Source organism: Kurthia sp. Dielmo, from assembly GCF_000307285.2.
Lineage (GTDB): Bacteria > Bacillota > Bacilli > Bacillales_A > Planococcaceae > Kurthia > Kurthia populi.
The window spans coordinates 853,348-873,473 of the sequence record NZ_HE578956.1 but is presented as its reverse complement, the minus strand read 5'-3'; the positions used below and the strand labels follow the sequence as shown (position 1 = coordinate 873,473).

Genomic DNA, 20,126 nt, shown 5'->3' with positions numbered 1-20,126 from the left:
ATAAATCAGATAGGCTGCATCATGCGGCCTTTGCTCTGTCGCATTCCACTGTGTTGGGAACGCTTCCCACGGGCGCATTGCAATCGATAGTTGTGGTACATCCAAATCAATCGGTTGATCGCAAAGCATAACGCGCGCGTTCGCATCATGCACCATATACGCAATTCGGTCCATCGGATAAATCGGGTCCATCGGAATATAAGTTGCACGAATTTTCAGAATTGCAATCATAAAGCTAATGAGCTCAGGTGCACGTTTTACATATAGCGCCACAAAATCATTTGGTTGAATTCCTTCACTTACTAGCCAATTTGCCATTTGATTACTTTGTTGCCAAAGCTGCTCATACGTTAGCTGTTCACTACCACTAATCGCAAGTGCTTGTGGTGCCTTATTGACGCTTTGCTCAATCATCGACACAATATCTACTTGATGTACGGCTTCTTCGACCGGTGCTACTGGTTGCTGTAATGCCTTGTAAATACGATGATCCGCTTCCGTCAAAATACGTTCAAAATACGCGAGCCATGTTTCAAGAACCGCTTCATCGTATAAATCAGCGTTCGCAAGTAATTCACAGCGCAGGCCGCCATCTGCTGTCGCAAATAAATTAAACGATAGGTCATCAATTACACCAATCGATAATTTATGCGTGGTCGCCTCTGCACCGACAAAAGGCAAGGTCTCATAAAATGGCATAAAGTTTAATTGTCCACTACATAGACGTTCTCCAAACGGTAAGGCAATTTCTCTACGAATTTGCTCATATGGGAAGCGACCATGCTGTTTTATCACGGCTTCTTGCTGTTGAATTTGCTGTGCGAGCTCATAAATCGTCGCTGCTGGCGTCACATCAATATGAAGTGGTACCATATTCATATGTAAACAAGGAACATTTGCCGCCTTTGAACCAACGCGTTGCATGAGTGGCGTATTTAACACAATCTGTTTTTTATGCGCGACTTTATACGCCAAAATGGAAAAACCTGCCATAAAGTAATGCTGTGGCATAATGCGCTTAGCGAAGCCCGCTATTTTCCACTGCTGGACCACTTCTTTAGAAAACGTCGTTGCGGCTTGAATAACGTCTCCCGTTAATGTCGGTTGCTTCTCTGAAAACGTCGCTAATGTGTCATCGACAGGTGCATAATGCTGCCAAAATGCGCGGTCATTTTCATAATCCGCACTTGCCGTATAATGCTGTTCCTCTTCAACGACTGCCGTAAACGCATCAAAAACATCCATCAACGGTGCTTCTGACGCCATCAGCGCATTGTATTGTTTCGCTGTCGCCTGATAAATCAATTGATACGCATAGGCATCAATGGCGATATGATGCACTTTGAAAAACCATATAACTTGCCCTGTTTGTGCGTTTTGAAGCAACGCTGTTTCAAAGCTCTGTCCTTTTTCAAGTGCCAACGGACGTCGCAAATGCGCTTGCATCCATTGCTGTTGCTGCGCCTCATTTGCTAGTTCAACGACCGGTACGTCAACATCTTTTATGCATAATGTTTGGTACACTTGGTTCCCCTCTACGCGATACACTTGATGTAGCGCTTCTGCCTGCGTTAATGTTAGCATAATCGCCTCACGTAATTTTTGAAGCGATACCTCACCATGAAATGCAACATATTCAGCTGTTATAAAATTGGTTTGCGTCGGATTTAGTTGATATGCAAACCACATTGCCTGTTGTCCAGCAGTTAATTGTTCCATTGTCATCCCTCCCTACTTCACAATACGTTCCATCCATGCAGCTAACGTTGGATTTTTCACAAGCTCTACAAAGGTAACATCACTACCGCTTGCACGGAATGCTTCGACCGCCATCATCATACGCATTGAATCCACACCTACATACTGTAAGGATTCATCAAGTGCTACCTCACCAATTGCACCATCTACGAAATCATCCATTACTGCTAAAAATTGTTCTTTTGTCATTATTTACACGCCTACCTTTTCTTCGATTAGTAATCGTAATTCTTTTTTACTCACTTTTCCGAGCGCTGTTTCAGGGAATGCATCCAGCCATTCAATACGGTCCGGAATTTTATACGTTGCGAGTCCGCGTGCTTCTAAAAACTGCAGCAATTCTTTTTTGTCTACTTCTTTATTTTTAATGATGAAAGCACAAATTTTTTCGCCTAAGAAGCGGTCTGGCATCGCCACGACTGCGACATCAAACACTGCCTCATGTGCTAGTAAATGATTTTCTACTTCCTCTGCCGCAATTTTCTCACCGCCACGATTAACCTGATCCTTATCACGACCCGTTACTGTAATGTAGCCAGCCTCATCGACCCGTACTAAATCACCTGTACGGTAAAAGCCATCTGATGTAAAGGATTTTTGATTGTGCTCAGGTGCTTTGTAGTAGCCCTGGATTGTATACGGCCCTCTCGTTAATAAAAAGCCCTCTGTATTTACCGGCACTTCCTGATCATCCTCATCGACAACCTTCACTTCATCAAGCGTTGATAGCGGTTTTCCTTGTGTATGAATAATGCGTTCCTCTGAATCATCAAGACGTGTGTAATTCACAAGCCCTTCTGCCATGCCAAATACTTGCTGTAATGTACAGCCAAATGTCGGCATCACTTCTTTCGCAACTTCAACACTTAATTTCGCTCCGCCAACGAGCATGACCTCAAGCGAAGATAAATTTTCCTGTCGATATTTCGCCGCATACAGCCATTGAATGACAACTGGTGGCACAAGCGCAACCATCGTAATTTTTTGCTGTTCAATTAAGGGAAAGGCCTCATCTGCACTCGGTGTATCACACATGACAACCGTTCCGCCGGCATAAAAGACCCCTAAAATCCCTGGAGAACTCATCGGATAATTATGCGCGACAGGTAATACTACTAAAAAGCGTGTATCCGCTGTGACATCACAAATTTCCACGCTGCGTTTTAACGTATAAATATATTCATCATGCGTACGTGGAATAAGTTTCGATAAGCCTGTCGTCCCACCTGACAATTGTAAAAATGCCACATCTGAGCCCGTTACTTCAACAGCTTGCATAGCTTCCTCACGATACAATGTGTTTAGCGACGTAAATTCGTCTGTATCTCCTGCTAACATAATATGTTCTACAGTCGGTGCCACTTGCTGAACTTGCTTTGCAAGCTGTTCATAATCAAAACCTTGATAGGTAGTTGGAGCAATATACGCTTTTGCTTCTGCAAATTGACAGAAGTACGAAATTTCATTGTAGCGATGCGATGGTAGGGCAAATACTGGCAATGCACCTAGTAAAAATAACGCAAATACTGTTTCGACATAAACCATCGTATTAGGTAGCTGCACTACGACACGATCCTCTTTTTCGATTCCAAGCTGTTGGAATCCTGCAGCTAGTTTTTCACTACGCGCTAGCAGTTGTTCATATGTATAAGATTGGCCATACGCTGTTACCGCAATCGCATGGGGGCGTTTTACCGCTTGTCTGCGTAGCATCTCCCCCAAGCTATAACCTTCCCAGCAACCTTGTTGACGGTAAAATGCCGCACGTTCTTCTGGCCATGGTGTAAACCCTTCTAACATTTTCTCACTCCTCTTCGTGATAATGAGAATCATTTTCACTTATGATTTGGACTCAGTATAGTCCTGTTTCTCATAGATGGTCAACAAGCGTAATGAAAATTCATACATTTTACTTATTTTTTTACTTTTTATACTTTTATGTCTTTCAATCGTTAATCAAAAAGAAAATAAACTACATAAAAGCTGATATATCAACAATTAAAAGTAAATAGCATCACCATTCGAGAAAGAATAAAAAAACAATTACCTTGAATTCTAAAGGATATTCTGTACAGATTCCGGCCCTGCATTTGTATAATTTTTCATTAAACCGTATGTATTCGCTTGGGATTCATTATTATAAAAATCCATATTTGCTCCTTGAGATACCCTTCCTACTTTTCTCACAGAAATGCTAGCACATTAAATGATTCATTCAGCGTATTTATCAGCTCAAAAAATAAAAAAGCACAACCTCCAGTGACTTTTCCACTGTAAGATTGTGCTTTTATCGCTATTTATTAAATTAGCCCCACATTAATTTCGCACTCATATGTGGTACTTGATTATGCTCTTCCTCATCGACTAGCTGCATGACACCTGGAATTTCATGATGATGCCACACAAAATTTTCAGGCGTCATACCATGTTCCAAGTTAATGCGATCCAGTTCATTAAGCGCTAACTTATCACTAATCGCTTCACCTTCTTGAATAGCTTTTGACAATGCATGATTACAATAATTTATTTGTTTTTTATTAGAGGCTTTAATAAGTTCTTCTGGTAACTTTACTTCATAAATTGGCATGAATTGCGGGAATGAAGCATCCTCCTGACGTGCAACAAAAGCAGGTTTTCTCGCTTGCACCACCACATCTTCGTCCTTCTCAAAATTCGTGCCAGCAGAGCCGGCTACAACTGTTTTCCCTAGTGTTTTAATGCCTTCCGTGGCACGGCGACGGTCACTATACGCTACACCCTTTAGTACCTCAACACCATTTTCAGTCACATTTTTTAATGTGCCTGTCACATCACGAACAACATAACCGCCTGCCTTTTTTAAATCCTCGACACCCTTGTCGATATTGGCTTCATCTTTGCGTACAAGACCAACGCCTGCTGTTACCGTGCCATCAACAACTGTACCAGCTAGCTTAACCGTATTCCCTGTTGCCTGACCAACTAGCGGTGCCACTTCCTCGACCCATTTCCCCGCCTCTTTTAATGGCGTGCGCTGAATTCCTTTTCCTGCTAATGATACTCCTGTTTTCACAGTACGATCGACAACATTTCCTAACCCTTTTCCCAGTCGTTTACCTAAATCCATCGTATTTTCCTCCTAGCATGAAGTTATTATCCTCATTTTACAATAGCACCGTTTTAAAGTACTAATGATAAGCAACTCATAAAAAAAGGAACCGCGCTATCGCACGATTCCCGCTTCCTTCTATTCTTACACTTCTGTTGGCACAAACTGTTCGACAATAATACTGTTTGCGGCATTAATATACGCTTCCGCACTTGCACGAATAACATCGGTATGTGTCGCTTTCGCAATATATGTTTTATCATGGCTTTGCACTTGAATTTTCACTTTACCGAGTGCCTCTTTTCCGCGTGTGACACTCGAAATTTTATATTCCATAATATTCATATCCACATCAATGACTTCTTTTAATGCGGTATAAAGTGCATCGATTGGGCCTGTACCAACTGTGCTTGCTCGGAATGATTCCTTCCCTTTAGACACTTTAATTGTCGCTGACGGGAAAATCGGATTACTAATTACTTGAATATCTTCTAACACATAAAAAGCATCCGCATGTTTTTCAAAATTCGCCATTTTATCATGACGGCGTAGATAATCCTCTACTAAGATGAATAAATCATGATCATACACTTCTTTTTTCGCATCGGCTAACTCTAAGAAATCTGCGAAAACATCTTCAAACTGCTCCTCATTAATGTCAATTGATAAATTACAAATCGCATTGCGGACTGCATGACGACCTGAGCGTGCCGTTAATACAAGCTCCATATCATCTAGCCCCACCTCTGTCGGATGAATAATTTCATACGCATCGCGTGATTTCAATAAGCCATCTTGGTGAATACCTGAAGAATGCGCAAATGCATTATCTCCTGTAATTGCCTTATTCACCTGTACATCTAAGCCCATTAAGCTCGACACAATTTTAGATGTATTAATAATTTCCTTCTTATTAATAGAAGTAAAAGCATCAAAGTAATCGCCACGAGTTGATAATGCCATCACTACTTCTTCAAGCGCTGCATTCCCTGCACGCTCACCAATCCCATTAATTGTACACTCTACTTTATCAGCACCATTTTTCACAGCCTGTAGCGTATTCGCCGTCGCCATCCCTAAATCGTTATGGCAATGGACACTTAATAACACATTTGGATTTACATTTTTAATACGGTCATTTAATTTATAAATCATGTCACCAAATTGCTCCGGTACCGCCCAACCCACTGTATCCGGCACATTAATCATCGTTGCCCCTGCATCAATTACTGCTTCAATTGTCTTCCATAAGTATTCAAAATCTGAACGCGATGCATCCTCCGTTGAATATTGTACTTGTGGCATAAGTGATTTTGCGTATTTTACCGCATCCACACCAATTTGTAAGATTTGATCCTTCGATTTACTAAATTTCTTTTCTACATGAATATCTGACGTACCTAGCACCATATGAATCATTGGATTTTCTGCATATTTCACGGCATTATATACCGAATCAATATCTGTTTTCACTGCACGTGCTAGTGCCGTAATCATCATATTGCTTGAGCTACCTACTTGCTGCGCAATTTGCTTAACTGCTTGGAAGTCGCCCTCTGAAGATGCCGGGAAGCCCGCTTCGATAATATCAACTTGTAATTTCTTTAATTGTTGTGCCACCTCTAATTTTTCATAGATGTTTAATTTTGCACCTGGCACTTGCTCTCCATCACGTAACGTTGTATCAAATACCCAAATTTTTCTCGACATACTTCAACACTCCTCTTCCAAATTAGATAATAAAACACCCCGCCTCTATTGCTAGAGACGAGGTGTTAACTCGCGGTACCACTCTGCTTGAGCGCTTGTAATATATCGCTCCACTTAATGAACAAAAAAATGTCCCATGTATAACGTCATGACCCGATTTATCCTACTGTAAGTTCAGATAATTTGCTCCCGGACGAGTTCAAAGCGTTTCTTGCTAATTTCCACCAACCATTAGCTCTCTAAAAAGAAACGATACTTTTACTACTTCCGTTCTCTGCATGTAATATATTAGCTTGATAACATCATAGTAGAAAGTTTTTAGAATGTCAACAATTTTCAGAAAAATAAAAATAAATTATTTACGCGTCATATTTGGTCGCTCATTTTGCCATGTAATTTCAACCGGCATTCCCACAAAATCGCTCATCGTTTCGGACGTTAATAAATCGGTTGTTTTTCCAGCCGCAAAAACACTTCCCTCTTTTAATAATAAGATATTTGTAAATACCGGTAAGATTTCATTTACGTGATGCGTCACATAAACAAGCGATGGACCGTGGTCTTTTTCTGCAATCGTTTGAATCGTATCGAGTAGCTGTTCGCGCGCAATAAAGTCAAATCCCGTCGCAGGTTCATCTAAAATTAATAATTCCGGCTCTCCCATTAACGCACGCCCCAATAATGCGCGTTGCTTCTCCCCCTGTGACAATACTTCATATGGCTGATTTGCAAAATGATAGGCGTTTAAATCATGCAAAATACCGACCGCACGATCTCGCATAGCGTCTGTTACTTTTTCATATAAGCCAAGTGATGCAAAGGCACCACTCAAAATAATTTCAAATGTATTATCATTCTGGCGTAGCATTTGCTGAACCCCAGCAGACACAATGCCAACTTTACGTCGCAGCTCATCGCCTAACACCGATTTCCCAAATACATGACCACAAACTTCGACATCTCCTGTAGAAGGTAAATAATAGGCACATAACATATTTAGTAAAGCCGTTTTCCCCGCACCATTCATACCATATACAGCCCAGTGCTCACCAGGTTCTACATCCCAGCTCACATTTTTTAAAATTTGTGTTTCTTCTCTCCTTAATGAAATATCTTTTAAATGAATCACCATCATACCCCTCTCCCTTCCACGTAATCGTACTGCGATTATTTTAAGAAAGCAATGAACACTTCGGTACAATTAAAAAAAGGGCAACCACGCCATCGCGTGATTGCCCTCTTGTTTCATTATCCGATTAAGTTGTGTTTTACAACTTCGTATGCTTGGCAAATATCCATCATGTCTACTTCTGACTCTTCGATCATATGTGATGCAATGTCATAAAGATTTGCTTCATCATTTGTTGTTAAGTCGTTTAATAATTGGCCCTCGATTTGGTCTACATATTGTTGGATTGAGTTATTCATCTGTTGTACTCTCCTTTTAGTTTCTGTATTATTTTTTATCATCTCTCGGATGTAACGTTCCTACTTGTTACTTACATCATACAAGAGCTTTTATATAAAATCTACTATTTTCACCTATAAAAATTTGACTTTGTGACACATATATGTATAATGCTATTTTTAGCCCTTTGTGAACGTTTTCTTGTCGTTTATTACATGATTTCTTTTTGTTTTTTGAAAATTCTTTCCATATTTCAGAGTAATCATTTACTGTGTGTCGATGTTATAAATCAATTCGTAATTCATTAATTGTCTGAATTAAAAAATATTATTTCATTCTTTGATATATAACAGAAATCTAAAAAACATTAACTGTACTACTTTTTGTATTATTTTTTTATAGACTAACGAGTTCTAAAAATAAAAAAATTCACAAAAAAAAGAGAAACCACCCAATCAGATGATTTCTCCTCGTAACATGTCTTATTATCCTAAAAATGCTTTTAACATCCAGACATGTTTTTCAAGCTCGGTATGAATGCCTAGTAATAAATCTGACGTCATTTCATCGCCTGCTTCTTGTGCAATCATCATCCCTTTCGTTAAATCTTCTAGCATTTTTTCAAAATCATCGACAATCGCTGCGACCATTGCACGCGAATCTTCTTCATACGTGCCTTCTGCAATTGTTGATAGCTCCAGATACTCTTTCATCGTCGCAACCGGATGACCTTTAATCGCTAAAATACGCTCTGCTAGCTCATCAAAATGTGCTGCTGCCTCTGTATACAATTCTTCAAATTTTGTATGCAATGTAAAAAAGTCACTACCTTTTACGTACCAGTGAAAGTTATGCAGCTTTACATATAAAACACCCCAGTCTGCAACCTGTTTGTTTAATACATCAATCACTTGTTGATTCATTTAAAAAACTCCTTTATCGTTATTCTACTATTATTATTCCACTTTTTTAGCGCTTTAAACATAGGTATCCCCTTTAGAACTAGACTTATTTTATGAATCTTAATTCGTTTCATTCATTGTAATAAAAATAAGGGTATACATACTAATAGGAAGCAGGTGATGGTAGAAAAAAAGATTGACGATTTTCTTTTCAGTTATTATTGTATTTGCTTTGTTCACAATAGTACCATTCCACTCCTCTGCAGCAATTTATGAGCCAATCACTGTCAAAAAAAACACTTGTTGTATATTGATGCCTCTAAAACTTCTATAAAGTACTAAGAAAAATCAAAGAAAATACCGCATTAAACGTCTATGATGGCGTCTCGATTGCGCGAGATCAAATAAATTGGCCAACCTATAAGCATTATGGCTGGTCATGTATTACGTATTATCAAAATCCGATTATATAAAAACGCATCAGCTTCGTTTTAAATACCCGTAACAATGGACAACTGGTATAAAAGCAAAAATCGTAAAAAGCTTACGTGAAAATGACGTTATCGGTAAAAAATATAGCACCGTTTGTAATGGTGATCCCTATTATAGCGTTTAAATTGCGTGTAAAAGCACTTGGAAATACGTGGCAACTGCCAATTGCAAAACTGGCTACTATCATGGATAATAAAATTAACACATTGACGGATAATATGAAAAAGCCGTATGACATACGTTTTTTTCATATTCAACATCTATACTCTAATGAATTGGTAGGTAAAATAATGAAAAAACAACTCATCGCATTCGCTACAATCTGCTCACTATGTATCCCACAGACGACCGCCTATGCTACAACAACGCTAGAACAACAAAATGCAGCGTACAATAAACTATCTGTTACAAATAAAAGTATTTCTGTAGACGTCGTCGATAAAAAATCACTAGACGTATTACGTTCTTTTACGCTTAAAGCAAATCGTGTCGTTGAAATCAAAAAAGACATTCCAAAGCTCAGCGGTAAACAAATTATTATCAAAAAGAAAACACAGCCTACAGGCACCATCTTTGTCACACAAGAGAAAAAATATACATATTCAAATAAAACAAAGTCAATGCCAGCTGCACAACGCAATCGCTTTGATCGTTTTGAAAAAAAATGGAATAAAACCTTAACAACAAATCAACGAAAATCTTTAAAAGATTATACACGCAGTGGCTATGTCGATATTAACAGAACCCTACGCGGTCTACAGCCAACCTCGCCTAAAATCGATAATCGCATTAAAGCGATTGACCATGCGCTCCTAAAGTTTAAAAGCCCGTATGATTTTACCGTTTGGCGTGGAACAGAGCTTAAAAACTTTAAATATGGCTTAAAAAATGGCAAACTCGCTATTGGTGCTAGCTATTCTGATAAGGGCTATCTTTCGACTTCACTGGTTAGAGCTGGTACAATCGGCTTTGGTTATGATGCACTGATTCGTATCCAAACACCTGCTGGAAATTACGGAGCACCCGTATACAAGCTCTCTCCTTATGAAAATGAAGAAGAGTATTTATTAAAACGTGGGACAAAATTTGTCGTGACAGGTATTAAAAAAGAAAAACATCGCACCGTTATTACAATCAATACAATCCTAACACCTTAATAGTTTAGTAGAAGAATTATTCTTCTACTAAACTATTTTTTTACAATAACCAATATTTTACTAGACAAACAACGTTCATTCCTCTATAATTAAGTCAATGAGATATTTTCAAACGCTAATTTACCTATTATAAAGGGCATGTAACGTTTAGTTGGTACTCTTTATAATATGTGAATTTTTTTCTTTCGAAAAATTGTGATCTTATTAATATTAAAACAATGGAGGTCATTTAAATGACACAAGGTACAGTAAAATGGTTTAACGCAGACAAAGGTTTCGGCTTCATCGAAGTTGAAGGCGGTTCTGACGTATTCGCTCACTTCTCAGCTATCCAAGGCGAAGGTTTCAAAACTTTAGAAGAAGGCCAAAAAGTAGAATTCGACGTAGAAGAAGGCCAACGCGGTCCTCAAGCTGCTAACATCGTAAAACTTTAATTTTTACGTAGAAGAGATACCCTATCTAGGGTATCTCTTTTTTTATGCAAAAAAAGGAAACATTTTTATCACGCTTCCTTTCTTTATCATCGTATGTATAGAACGATTATTTTTAAAAATCGTACGTATGTATCGTTTTGTAGCCATCAGTTTTCTCTACAATTTCAAAGACATTTTGTTGACCACGCCATTCAAAATCCTTTGGCACTTTATATACTGCATGTATGGTTACCGTCTTTTTCGCTTGTATTACATCTTCCCCTACACTCGTTTGAAAATGATTCGCCTTATATGTTTTCCCGTCTACATCAACAAATCTTGAATGTAATTGAGCGAGCGATTGCTTGCTGTCCGCTTTATTATGTGCTTTCAATATTACGGTAATATCCTTCTGATCACGCTCATTTTTACGTATATGCTCCTCTACACGTTCAATCTTTAATGCCATCATCTCTTTATCCGAAATGCCATACTCTACTGTTTCTTCTTGCATATGGAATATTTCCGTCTTCGTTGCCTTGTCACCTGATTCTTCATATTCGTTCAAAGAATCATCATAATCATCATCTGATGTTTCGACAACATTGACCTCCGACTTCCCGATGTCCATATTACAGGCTGCTAAAGGCAACGCTACTACCATACAAAAAAGGATTTTTTTCATAAACTCACTACTTTCTTTTTATTATTTCACTATATAGTCAAAACCTATCTATTCTCTAAATAAAAAATGCATTGCATTTACCTTTTACAGCATATCCAGGAAAAACATAGCTATCTTTATTTTATCATTTTATTAATTTTTTGTTTATTTATTCAGCTATAAGAAAAATATACGAGGAAGCATTTTCTTTGAAGTGGTTAAGTAAAATTCTTCCTGTGAGCTCTACCAGCGTAGGAGGGCTTGCAAGTCGTTGTCTACTCGGAAGCAATTGGCATACAAACAATCTACAGCTGACTATACGAGCCCTACATGATGTCCGTTATTTAGGACACAAAAAAAGCCCCCGATTGCTCGGAGGCTTTCTTTATATCTTCATTTTCAGAAGTGCTTCAAACGCTTTTGTAAGGAAGTCAAGCCAAGTTCGCAAACGTCCTGTTTGCAAGGCTTGACCAACCTCCGTCCGTCGGCAGTATTAAGCTTCTAATAATAAATCTTCTGGGTTTTCGATTAATTCTTTAACCATTTTTAAGAAACCAACAGATTCTTTACCGTTGATGATACGGTGGTCGTAAGAAAGAGCCACGTACATCATTGGACGAACTTCAACTTCACCGTTTACAGCGATTGGACGTTGTACGATGTTGTGCATACCAAGAATTGCAGCTTGGTCACCGTTGATGATTGGTGTAGACATTAATGAACCGAATACACCACCGTTAGTGATTGTGAATGAACCACCTTCAAGGTCAGATAAAGCTAATTTTTTGTTACGTGCTTTAACAGCTAAATCAGCAATGTCGCCTTCGATTTCAGCGAAGTTTTTACGATCTGTGTCGCGTACGTTTGGTACTACTAAACCGTCTGGAGTTGATACAGCGATACCAACATCAAAGAATTTATTGTAGTGAATTTCTTCGCCAACGATTTTAGCATTTACAGCTGGGTATGCTTTAAGAGCAGCAGTTACAGCTTTTGTGAAGAATGACATGAAGCCTAGTTTAGTACCATCATGTTTTTCCATGAATGCATCTTTTTTGCGTTTACGAAGTGCCATAACGTTTGTCATGTCAATTTCGTTGAATGTTGTTAACATTGCAGTACCTTGAGATACTTCAAGTAAACGGTTAGCAGCTGTTTTTTGACGACGAGTCATTTTAACAACTTCTACACGAGATTCATCTGCAGCTGGTGCAGCTTTTGGTGTTGGTGCTGCAGCTTGTGTTTGAGCTGGAGCTTGTTGTGCAGCTGGGTTATGAGCAGCTACGTCTTGTACGCGTACGCGGCCTTGAGGATCAACTGGGTTGATTGCGCCAAGATCGATACCTTTTTCACGAGCTAATTTACGAGCAGCTGGAGAAGCGATTACGCGACCGTTAGCAGTAGTTTCTTCTACTACTGGTGCAGCTGGTGCAGCTTTTGGCGCTTCTTCTTTTGCTGGTGCTGGTGTTGCTTCTTTAACAGGAGCTTCCTCTTTTGCTGGTGCTGAAGCTGTACCGTTTGGATCTACTTTCGCGATTACAGCGCCTACTTCTACAACGTCGCCTTCTTGCGCAAGGATTTCAACTAATACGCCTGCTTCTTCTGAGATGATTTCAGCGTTTACTTTATCTGTTTCTAGTTCAACGATGAATTCACCTTTCTCAACTGTGTCACCTACGTTTTTAACCCAACGTACGATTTCACCTTCTGTGATAGATTCTGCTAATTCTGGTACGATAATGTCTGCCACTTTAATTTCCTCCTATTCGGTATATCCGAAATTATTTAGATAATGAATCTTCAATTACGATTGCTTGTGCTTCTTTATATGCATCTGCATCGCCTTCTGCTGGAGAAGATAATGCTGGACGACCAATATATTTCACTTCTTGAGCATCTGTAGCTAACTCGCGTAGGTACGGATCTGCAAGGAACCATGAACCCATGTTTTTCGGTTCTTCTTGAGCCCATTTGATTGTTTTTGCATTCGGGAATTTCGCGAATACATCTGCAATTTCTTTTTCTGGGAATGGGTAAAGTTGTTCAACACGTACAAGATGTAAGTGATCGAATCCTTCGCCTTCACCGATTTTTTCTGCAAGATCGATTGCCATTTTACCAGAAGCAAGTACGATATTTTCTACTGCATCAACGTTTTTACCTGTAGTTGGGTGTTCGATGATTGTTTGGAATTTACCAGAAGTTAATTCTTCTACATCAGCAGCTACGATTTGGTTACGTAGAAGTGATTTAGGAGACATCATAACTAATGGACGAACTTCGTCTGTGCCTAAGATAGCAGCTTGTTGACGTAATAAGTGGAAGTAGTTGGCAGCGCTTGAAAGCATAACAACTGTCCAGTTATTTTCAGCTGATAATTGTAAGAAACGTTCTAAACGTGCAGATGTATGTTCTGAACCTTGACCCTCTGCAGAGTGTGGTAATGATAATACTAGGCCTGAGCGTACGCCCCATTTAGAGCGAGTAGCTGACACGAAGTTATCAAACATCATTTGCGCCATGTTTGCGAAGTCACCATATTGTGCTTCCCAAATTGTAAGAGCGTCTTCATTTTGTAAGTTGTAACCATATTCGTAACCTACGATTGATGCTTCAGATAATGGGCTGTTAATCGCTGTGAATGAAGCATTTGAGCCTGAAATACCGTGAAGTGGTGTGTACTCGTTACCGTTTTGTTCGTCATGTAGAACAAGGTGACGTTGTGAGAATGTACCACGTTGCGCATCTTGACCAGTAATACGGATTGGGTTGCCATCTTGTAAAATTGTACCGAATGCTAATGTTTCAGCGTGGCCCCAGTCGATTTTACCTTTACCTTGGAATGGATCGCGACGACGGTTTAAGATTTTGTTTAATTTTTTGAATACGTGGAAGTCTTCTGGGAAAGTAAGAAGTTCTTCATTCATTTTTTCAAGACGAGCTTTTTCAACACCTGTTTCAACAAGTTCGTAGCCGTTTGCAACAGCATCTGGCATTGTTAATTCTGAATGTTTACCTGCGCCTTGTTCTTTAATGAAATCAAGGTCAGCTTGTAATTCAGCTTTGATGTCTTTTTGTAATTGTTCAACTTCTGCTTCCGTTACAACGCCTTCTGCAGCTAATTGTTTACCATATAGCGCACGAACTGTGTCATGTTTATGAACAAGATTGTACATTGCAGGGTTTGTAATCATTGGTTCATCCATTTCATTGTGACCATAACGGCGGTAACCGATTAAGTCTACTAAAATGTCTTTACCGAATTTTTCACGGTATTCAACTGCGAAACGTGCAACTTGTACAACAGCTTCTGGTTCGTCAGCGTTTACGTGGATTACTGGCACTTCGTAACCTTTTGCAGGATCTGAAGAGTAAACAGTAGAACGAGAGTCGAAACGTTCAGTTGTGAAACCAATCATGTTGTTTGCGATGATGTGTATTGAACCGCCTGTACCAAAGCCTTTTGTACGAGAGTAGTTCATTGTTTCTGTTACAACACCTTGACCAGCGAATGCTGCGTCACCATGCACTAAAATTGCTAATGCTTTAGAAGCGTCTTGTACTGGCGCACCAGCTTTAGAAGTATCATCTTGAGCTGCACGAGTTTGACCAGTAACAACTGGGCTAACTACTTCTAAGTGTGATGGATTGTATGCAAGACCGATTGTCGTACCATTCGGCGCTTTGTAAGTAGCACCTAAGTGATATTTCGCATCGTTTGACCAACCTTTTGTCACTTTAAGAGAACCATCTTCAGGAACGAATAATTCTGATGGTACGTGAGCAAAGTCAGCAAGCATCATTTTATATGGTTTGTGAACGTTGTGCGTTAACACGTTTAAGCGACCACGGTGAGCCATACCGATTTGGATGTTTTTAACGCCACTCGCTTCAGAACCTTTAATAATTTCTTCGATTAAAACAACTAATGCATCAACGCCTTCAATAGAGAAACGTTTTACACCAACGAATGTTTTGTGAAGGAATTGTTCGAAACCTTCAACTTTGTTTAACATATTTAAAACAGCTTTTTTATCATCATTTGATAGTGGAGCATTTAATGCACCGCTTTCAATTTTAGATTGAATCCATTCACGTTCGTCTTTACCAACAACTTGATTGAATTCGTAAGCGATTTTGTTTGTGTAAATTTCTTTTAAGTAGTTGATTGCATCTAGACCATTGTTAACGTTTGCAGGAACGTTGTTTAATAGTACTGATGCAGGTACTTCACGTAAGTCAGCGTCTGTTAAGTTGTATGCGCTTGTTTCAATACGTGTTGTATCAAGATTTTGGTTGTGTAGAGGGTAAATATCAGCTGCTAAATGACCGTGTTGACGGATTGCATCTGCTAATTGTACCGCTGCTAATACTTTTTGAATATCGCCTGTATTCGCTGCGCCTGTAGTTGCTACTGCTGCTTGAGCTGTTGTATCAACTGGTGCACCGTATTGTTCAAATAAAGCGACAAGTTCTGCGTCTACTTCTTCTGGGGAAGTTAAGTAAAGATCGTACATATCCATTACATAACCTAGGTTAGGACCTGAAAAAGCAGCCCATGGATTACTGTTTGTCATGAGATTACCTCCAACTATTTTGCCTAAGTGGCACTTCGATTAACAATTTTAAAAATCAAAAAATCCACTATATATTATTACTATTTGTGAACATAGACATAATTTGTCCTATGTTTTACAAACGCTTTCACCATTCAATCTTACTACTCTTCACAAAAAATTCAATAATTTAATTCAAAACTAGCATATTTCATCTTTAACGACTTATTTCACTAAGAATTAAATGGATTCTTGCACTAAAAAAAGTGGTAGATGAATCGTAAAAGTTGTTCCCTCATTTAATGCGCTCGATACTTCAAGTGTTCCATCGTATTTATCAATAAGCATTTTGACGATACTTAGGCCAAGGCCTGTCCCACCATGCTCTCTCGAACGTGCTTTATCAACACGATAAAAGCGTTCAAATATATGCTCTAAAGATTCTGGCGACATCCCTATCCCATTGTCTTCGATTACGATTGTGCAATTGTTCAAATCAAATGTCAAGTAAATGTTAATGCTAGGTATAGAAGAAGTGTATCGAACAGCATTTTGCAATAAATTATGCAAAATCTGACGATAGGCATTTTCTGAAATCATAACGCGAACATTATGAAAATCTTTATTATAATGAAGATTTATTTCAGCATCTGGTGCAATTGTTTTCATTTCTTTCATAACTATCTCTGTTTGTTCAGCAACAATGGCTCCCTGCGAAATATCCTTTGCCTCATGCCGTGCTAGTTCTAATAATTCTTCTATTAATTGTTTCATCCGTCTTACTTCATCAATCGATGTCATAAGTGATTCATTTAATACTTCCGGGTCGTCTTTTCCCCAGCGTTGAATCATTGACAAATGCCCTTCTAATACTTGAATCGGTGTACGCAATTCATGACTAGCGTCTGAAATAAACCGTTGCTGCTGTAAAAAAGCACTTTCTAATTCTGTCATCATTTGTTTATAAACTTTTACTAAGTCCCCAATCTCATCCTGACTATCGACAGTGACTTGAATAGGCGCTTCAAAACGATGTGCTGCTACACGCTTCATATCTGAAGACAATCGTTTTAATGGTTGTAATAAAAGCGTTGCGAGCGCCGAACTAATAAACCATGAAGCAATTAATGCAATCAGGCCCATCAACAACATCGACGTCAAAATATACTTCATTAGTGAAGCAATCGAGGTTAATGGGTGCGTTAATTGTAAATAGCCATCAAAATTCCCTAGTCGTAAATTTCCTGTTGCCACAAAGCTGTCTGCATCATCAACTTTCACTTGTTGTATCGTATACCCTTTTAGTGGGATATTTTGCGGTAAATCTGGAATTTCCTCACTTGTATTATTTAAACGAAGAATTTCAATTCCGTCAGTATTTAAAATACGAACCGTTTGATTCTTATCTACAATCGAATTCATCAAGCCCGTATTATGTTGCATCTCATTGATTGTCAGATTACTTCCTCTCGTTTCAAAAAATGCTGTTAAATCATCCATAGAGCGTGTCACAGAAGTTTTTTCTTCATTTAAAAGCCAACTATTAATCGCAATGTATAAAATGACACACACGAGCGCAAAACTAATAAATAGTACGCTCGCAGATGTAAGCGCCCATTTACGTTTTAATGTTAGACGTTGCCAATACGCGGTTATTTTTTTCATTCGCGGATCACATACCCTACACCGCGTACAGTTTCAATCGTATTAGCGGGTAATTTCGCACGTAAATGCCGAATATAAACATCAACTACATTTGTTTCTACATCCGTATCGTAGCCCCAAACATTTTCTAAAATAATTTCTCGTGTACATACTTTATTTTTTGAACGCATTAATAAATGTAATAATTCAAATTCTGTTTTGGTTAAACGAATTGGCTCTCCATTAACAGTTGCCGTATAGGCGGTTTCATCTAAAATAATATTTTTAAGCGCTAATGTATCATGCTCGGTACTAGTTGTGGTACGACGTAGTGCAGAACGGATACGTGCTAATAACTCCTCTATTGCAAATGGTTTAACCAAATAATCATCTGCTCCTGCGTCAAGCCCTGCTACTCGGTCCATTACAGCATCTCTCGCTGTAATCAAAAGAATAGGGACTGAAGACTGCGCTCGCACACGGCGGCACACTTCAATCCCATTCAGTTCGGGTAGCATAACATCTAGTAAAAGCACATCAAATTCTTTCTCTAATGCCGCTTCTAAGCCACTTCGTCCATCATAGCAAACCGTTACATCATATCCCTCATGTTTCAGCTCTAACTCGACAAAGCGCGCGATGCTCTTCTCATCTTCGACTAATAAAATCGACTTTTCCATTACGCTACCTCCCTATTCAATTAATTCGACGCAAAACGGTAGGAATCTTTTCCACTCACATTTTTCGCCAAATACAATGCACTATCTGCTTTTTCTAATAATAACTCAACCGATGTTCCGTGCTGTGGATAAACGGCAATGCCAATTGATGATGTCGGCGCAAAATGGTTTCCCGCAATATCCCAACCTTTTCGTAACACCTGTTGAATGCGTTCAATTGTCGCTAAAATCTGTTGCTCACATACCGCTTCCTCTAACGACATATGCGTTAATAGGACGACAAACTCATCTCCGCCAATGCGACAAACAAAATCTGAATCTCGTAAACTTCGCTTCAGTGCGCGTCCAAATTCGCGGATAAATTCATCCCCAACATCATGACCGTACACATCATTTATCGCCTTAAAATTGTCGCCATCAATATACATTGCGACAATCGACTGTTGTCTTTCCTTCGCTTCTTGTTCAAGCTTTTCACATTGCAAGGATAAATAGCGTCTATTAGGTAAAAGCGTCAGCGCATCATGGTATGCTAAAAAGCGTAATTCTTCTTCTTTTTGTTTACGCTGTGTGATTTCACGAGCGATTGTCACGTATTGATACACTTCCTCACGAACCGGGTCTTGTACGCCTGTAATATAAGCTTCGGTCCATAGTGTCTCCCCAGATTTAGAAACCATTTCTAATTCCACATTTGCCTCTTCTTCATTATTCAACGTTTGGACAATTTCGCGTTTTAATACTTCTGAACTTTCAGCCGTTAAAATATCTGCATAAAATTTACCGATGAGCTTTTCTTTTTCATACCCTAGACGCTCTTTATGATTCGGTGAGGCATATAGAATAATACCGTCTTCATTTGTTATTGTAATAAAATCATTTGTATTCTCAGTAATTAAATTAAATGTTTTTTCGATATTTTGTAAGCTCGACATTAAAGCTCGCCGCTCGGTCACATCAATGCAAACCGACACAAAGTTTTTAATCTCTGCATTTTTATCAAGTACTGGCACAATCGTTGTATGTGCCCAGTAATATGTTCCTCGTTTTGTACGATTACAGATTTCTCCTTGCCAAATTGCACCACGTTTAATGGTTGTCCACATATCTTCATAAAATTCGCTTGTATGTCGACGCGAATTTAATATAGCATTTGTTTGACCAAGAAGTTCTTCACAGCTATATCCTGATAATTGTTGATAGCCTTCACTAACATATTCAATAATGCCTTCTGTATCTGTAATACAAAAATTTGACGCTGCAGCTAATGCTTGTTTATAACCTTCTAATAAAAAATTTGTCTCTTTTAACGTAGCTTCTAAATGTTGCGCATCATTTTGTTCAATCCATTCTAAAGATACTGCTACTATCTCATCTTCCATTACAATAGGTGTCATTAAAATCGTGTAATTGATACGGGTATTATAAAGCCAATTCATTGACACCGCTTCTTGGTGACTTCCTTCAAAAAGCGGTTGAAGGCGTTCTTCACACAATTTAATCAACTGACGTTCTTCCTCATTACGTGGCTTTAAATGCGTTCCTATAACCGTTTCTGGGACTGAAAAAACTTCTGAAAAAACACGATTTATTTTTAAAACTTGGCCGGTACGTGATGCTACAATCATTGGATTATGCTGTTTTAAAAACAATG

Annotated in this window: 16 protein-coding genes and 1 other annotated feature; of the genes, 2 read left to right on the top strand and 14 right to left on the bottom strand. The window is 38.8% G+C overall.

The window, feature by feature from the left end:
* From KTHG_RS04660 to KTHG_RS04625, 8 genes are all read right to left on the bottom strand, one after another.
* A partial coding sequence (locus tag KTHG_RS04660) for a condensation domain-containing protein (RefSeq protein ID WP_044527221.1) occupies positions 1 to 1,719 on the bottom strand: 1,719 nt, incomplete at its 3' end.
* Between the two features lie 12 nt (positions 1,720 to 1,731).
* A complete protein-coding gene (locus tag KTHG_RS04655; RefSeq protein ID WP_020189772.1) occupies positions 1,732 to 1,947 on the bottom strand; it encodes a phosphopantetheine-binding protein in 216 nt (71 codons plus the stop codon).
* 3 nt (positions 1,948 to 1,950) lie between these two features.
* Positions 1,951 to 3,558: a (2,3-dihydroxybenzoyl)adenylate synthase gene (locus KTHG_RS04650; RefSeq protein WP_020189771.1), complete on the bottom strand. Its 1,608-nt coding sequence runs from the start codon at positions 3,556 to 3,558 to the stop codon at positions 1,951 to 1,953.
* 505 nt (positions 3,559 to 4,063) lie between these two features.
* Positions 4,064 to 4,864, bottom strand: a complete 801-nt coding sequence (locus KTHG_RS04645) for an HNH endonuclease (protein ID WP_020189769.1) — start codon at positions 4,862 to 4,864, stop codon at positions 4,064 to 4,066.
* Between the two features lie 126 nt (positions 4,865 to 4,990).
* Positions 4,991 to 6,556, bottom strand: a complete 1,566-nt coding sequence (locus KTHG_RS04640; RefSeq protein WP_020189768.1) for a 2-isopropylmalate synthase — start codon at positions 6,554 to 6,556, stop codon at positions 4,991 to 4,993.
* A 50-nt stretch (positions 6,557 to 6,606) separates the two neighbouring features.
* Positions 6,607 to 6,840 (bottom strand) — a binding site (T-box leader).
* 71 nt (positions 6,841 to 6,911) lie between these two features.
* On the bottom strand, positions 6,912 to 7,688 hold the full coding sequence (locus tag KTHG_RS04635; protein WP_020189767.1) for an ABC transporter ATP-binding protein: 777 nt from the start codon (positions 7,686 to 7,688) through the stop codon (positions 6,912 to 6,914).
* Between the two features lie 116 nt (positions 7,689 to 7,804).
* A complete protein-coding gene (locus tag KTHG_RS04630; protein WP_020189766.1) occupies positions 7,805 to 7,984 on the bottom strand; it encodes a hypothetical protein in 180 nt (59 codons plus the stop codon).
* A gap of 465 nt (positions 7,985 to 8,449) precedes the next feature.
* Positions 8,450 to 8,887 (bottom strand): Dps family protein, encoded by a 438-nt coding sequence (locus KTHG_RS04625; protein ID WP_020189765.1) that lies wholly within the window; start codon positions 8,885 to 8,887, stop codon positions 8,450 to 8,452.
* Positions 8,888 to 9,648: 761 nt separating this feature from the next.
* On the opposite strand from KTHG_RS04625, the gene KTHG_RS04620 reads away from it, so the two are divergent.
* Positions 9,649 to 10,515 (top strand): ADP-ribosyltransferase, encoded by an 867-nt coding sequence (locus KTHG_RS04620; RefSeq protein ID WP_186439491.1) that lies wholly within the window; start codon positions 9,649 to 9,651, stop codon positions 10,513 to 10,515.
* Positions 10,516 to 10,748: 233 nt separating this feature from the next.
* Positions 10,749 to 10,949: a cold-shock protein gene (locus KTHG_RS04615; protein ID WP_020189763.1), complete on the top strand. Its 201-nt coding sequence runs from the start codon at positions 10,749 to 10,751 to the stop codon at positions 10,947 to 10,949.
* Positions 10,950 to 11,061: 112 nt separating this feature from the next.
* Here the strand turns inward: KTHG_RS04615 and KTHG_RS04610 are convergent, their stop codons facing one another.
* From KTHG_RS04610 to KTHG_RS04585, 6 genes are all read right to left on the bottom strand, one after another.
* Positions 11,062 to 11,613, bottom strand: a complete 552-nt coding sequence (locus KTHG_RS04610) for a hypothetical protein (protein WP_186439490.1) — start codon at positions 11,611 to 11,613, stop codon at positions 11,062 to 11,064.
* 472 nt (positions 11,614 to 12,085) lie between these two features.
* Positions 12,086 to 13,342, bottom strand: coding sequence for a 2-oxoglutarate dehydrogenase complex dihydrolipoyllysine-residue succinyltransferase (odhB, locus tag KTHG_RS04605; protein WP_020189761.1), 1,257 nt, complete (start codon positions 13,340 to 13,342; stop codon positions 12,086 to 12,088).
* A gap of 31 nt (positions 13,343 to 13,373) precedes the next feature.
* Positions 13,374 to 16,169 (bottom strand): 2-oxoglutarate dehydrogenase E1 component, encoded by a 2,796-nt coding sequence (locus KTHG_RS04600; RefSeq protein ID WP_020189760.1) that lies wholly within the window; start codon positions 16,167 to 16,169, stop codon positions 13,374 to 13,376.
* Positions 16,170 to 16,388: 219 nt separating this feature from the next.
* Positions 16,389 to 17,813: a sensor histidine kinase gene (locus tag KTHG_RS04595; RefSeq protein ID WP_020189759.1), complete on the bottom strand. Its 1,425-nt coding sequence runs from the start codon at positions 17,811 to 17,813 to the stop codon at positions 16,389 to 16,391.
* Positions 17,810 to 18,472, bottom strand: coding sequence for a response regulator transcription factor (locus KTHG_RS04590; protein WP_020189758.1), 663 nt, complete (start codon positions 18,470 to 18,472; stop codon positions 17,810 to 17,812). Before KTHG_RS04590 ends, KTHG_RS04595 begins: the two co-directional genes overlap by 4 nt.
* Positions 18,473 to 18,492: 20 nt before the next feature.
* On the bottom strand, positions 18,493 to 20,126 hold a 1,634-nt coding region (locus tag KTHG_RS04585; RefSeq protein ID WP_044527220.1), incomplete at its 5' end, for a diguanylate cyclase domain-containing protein.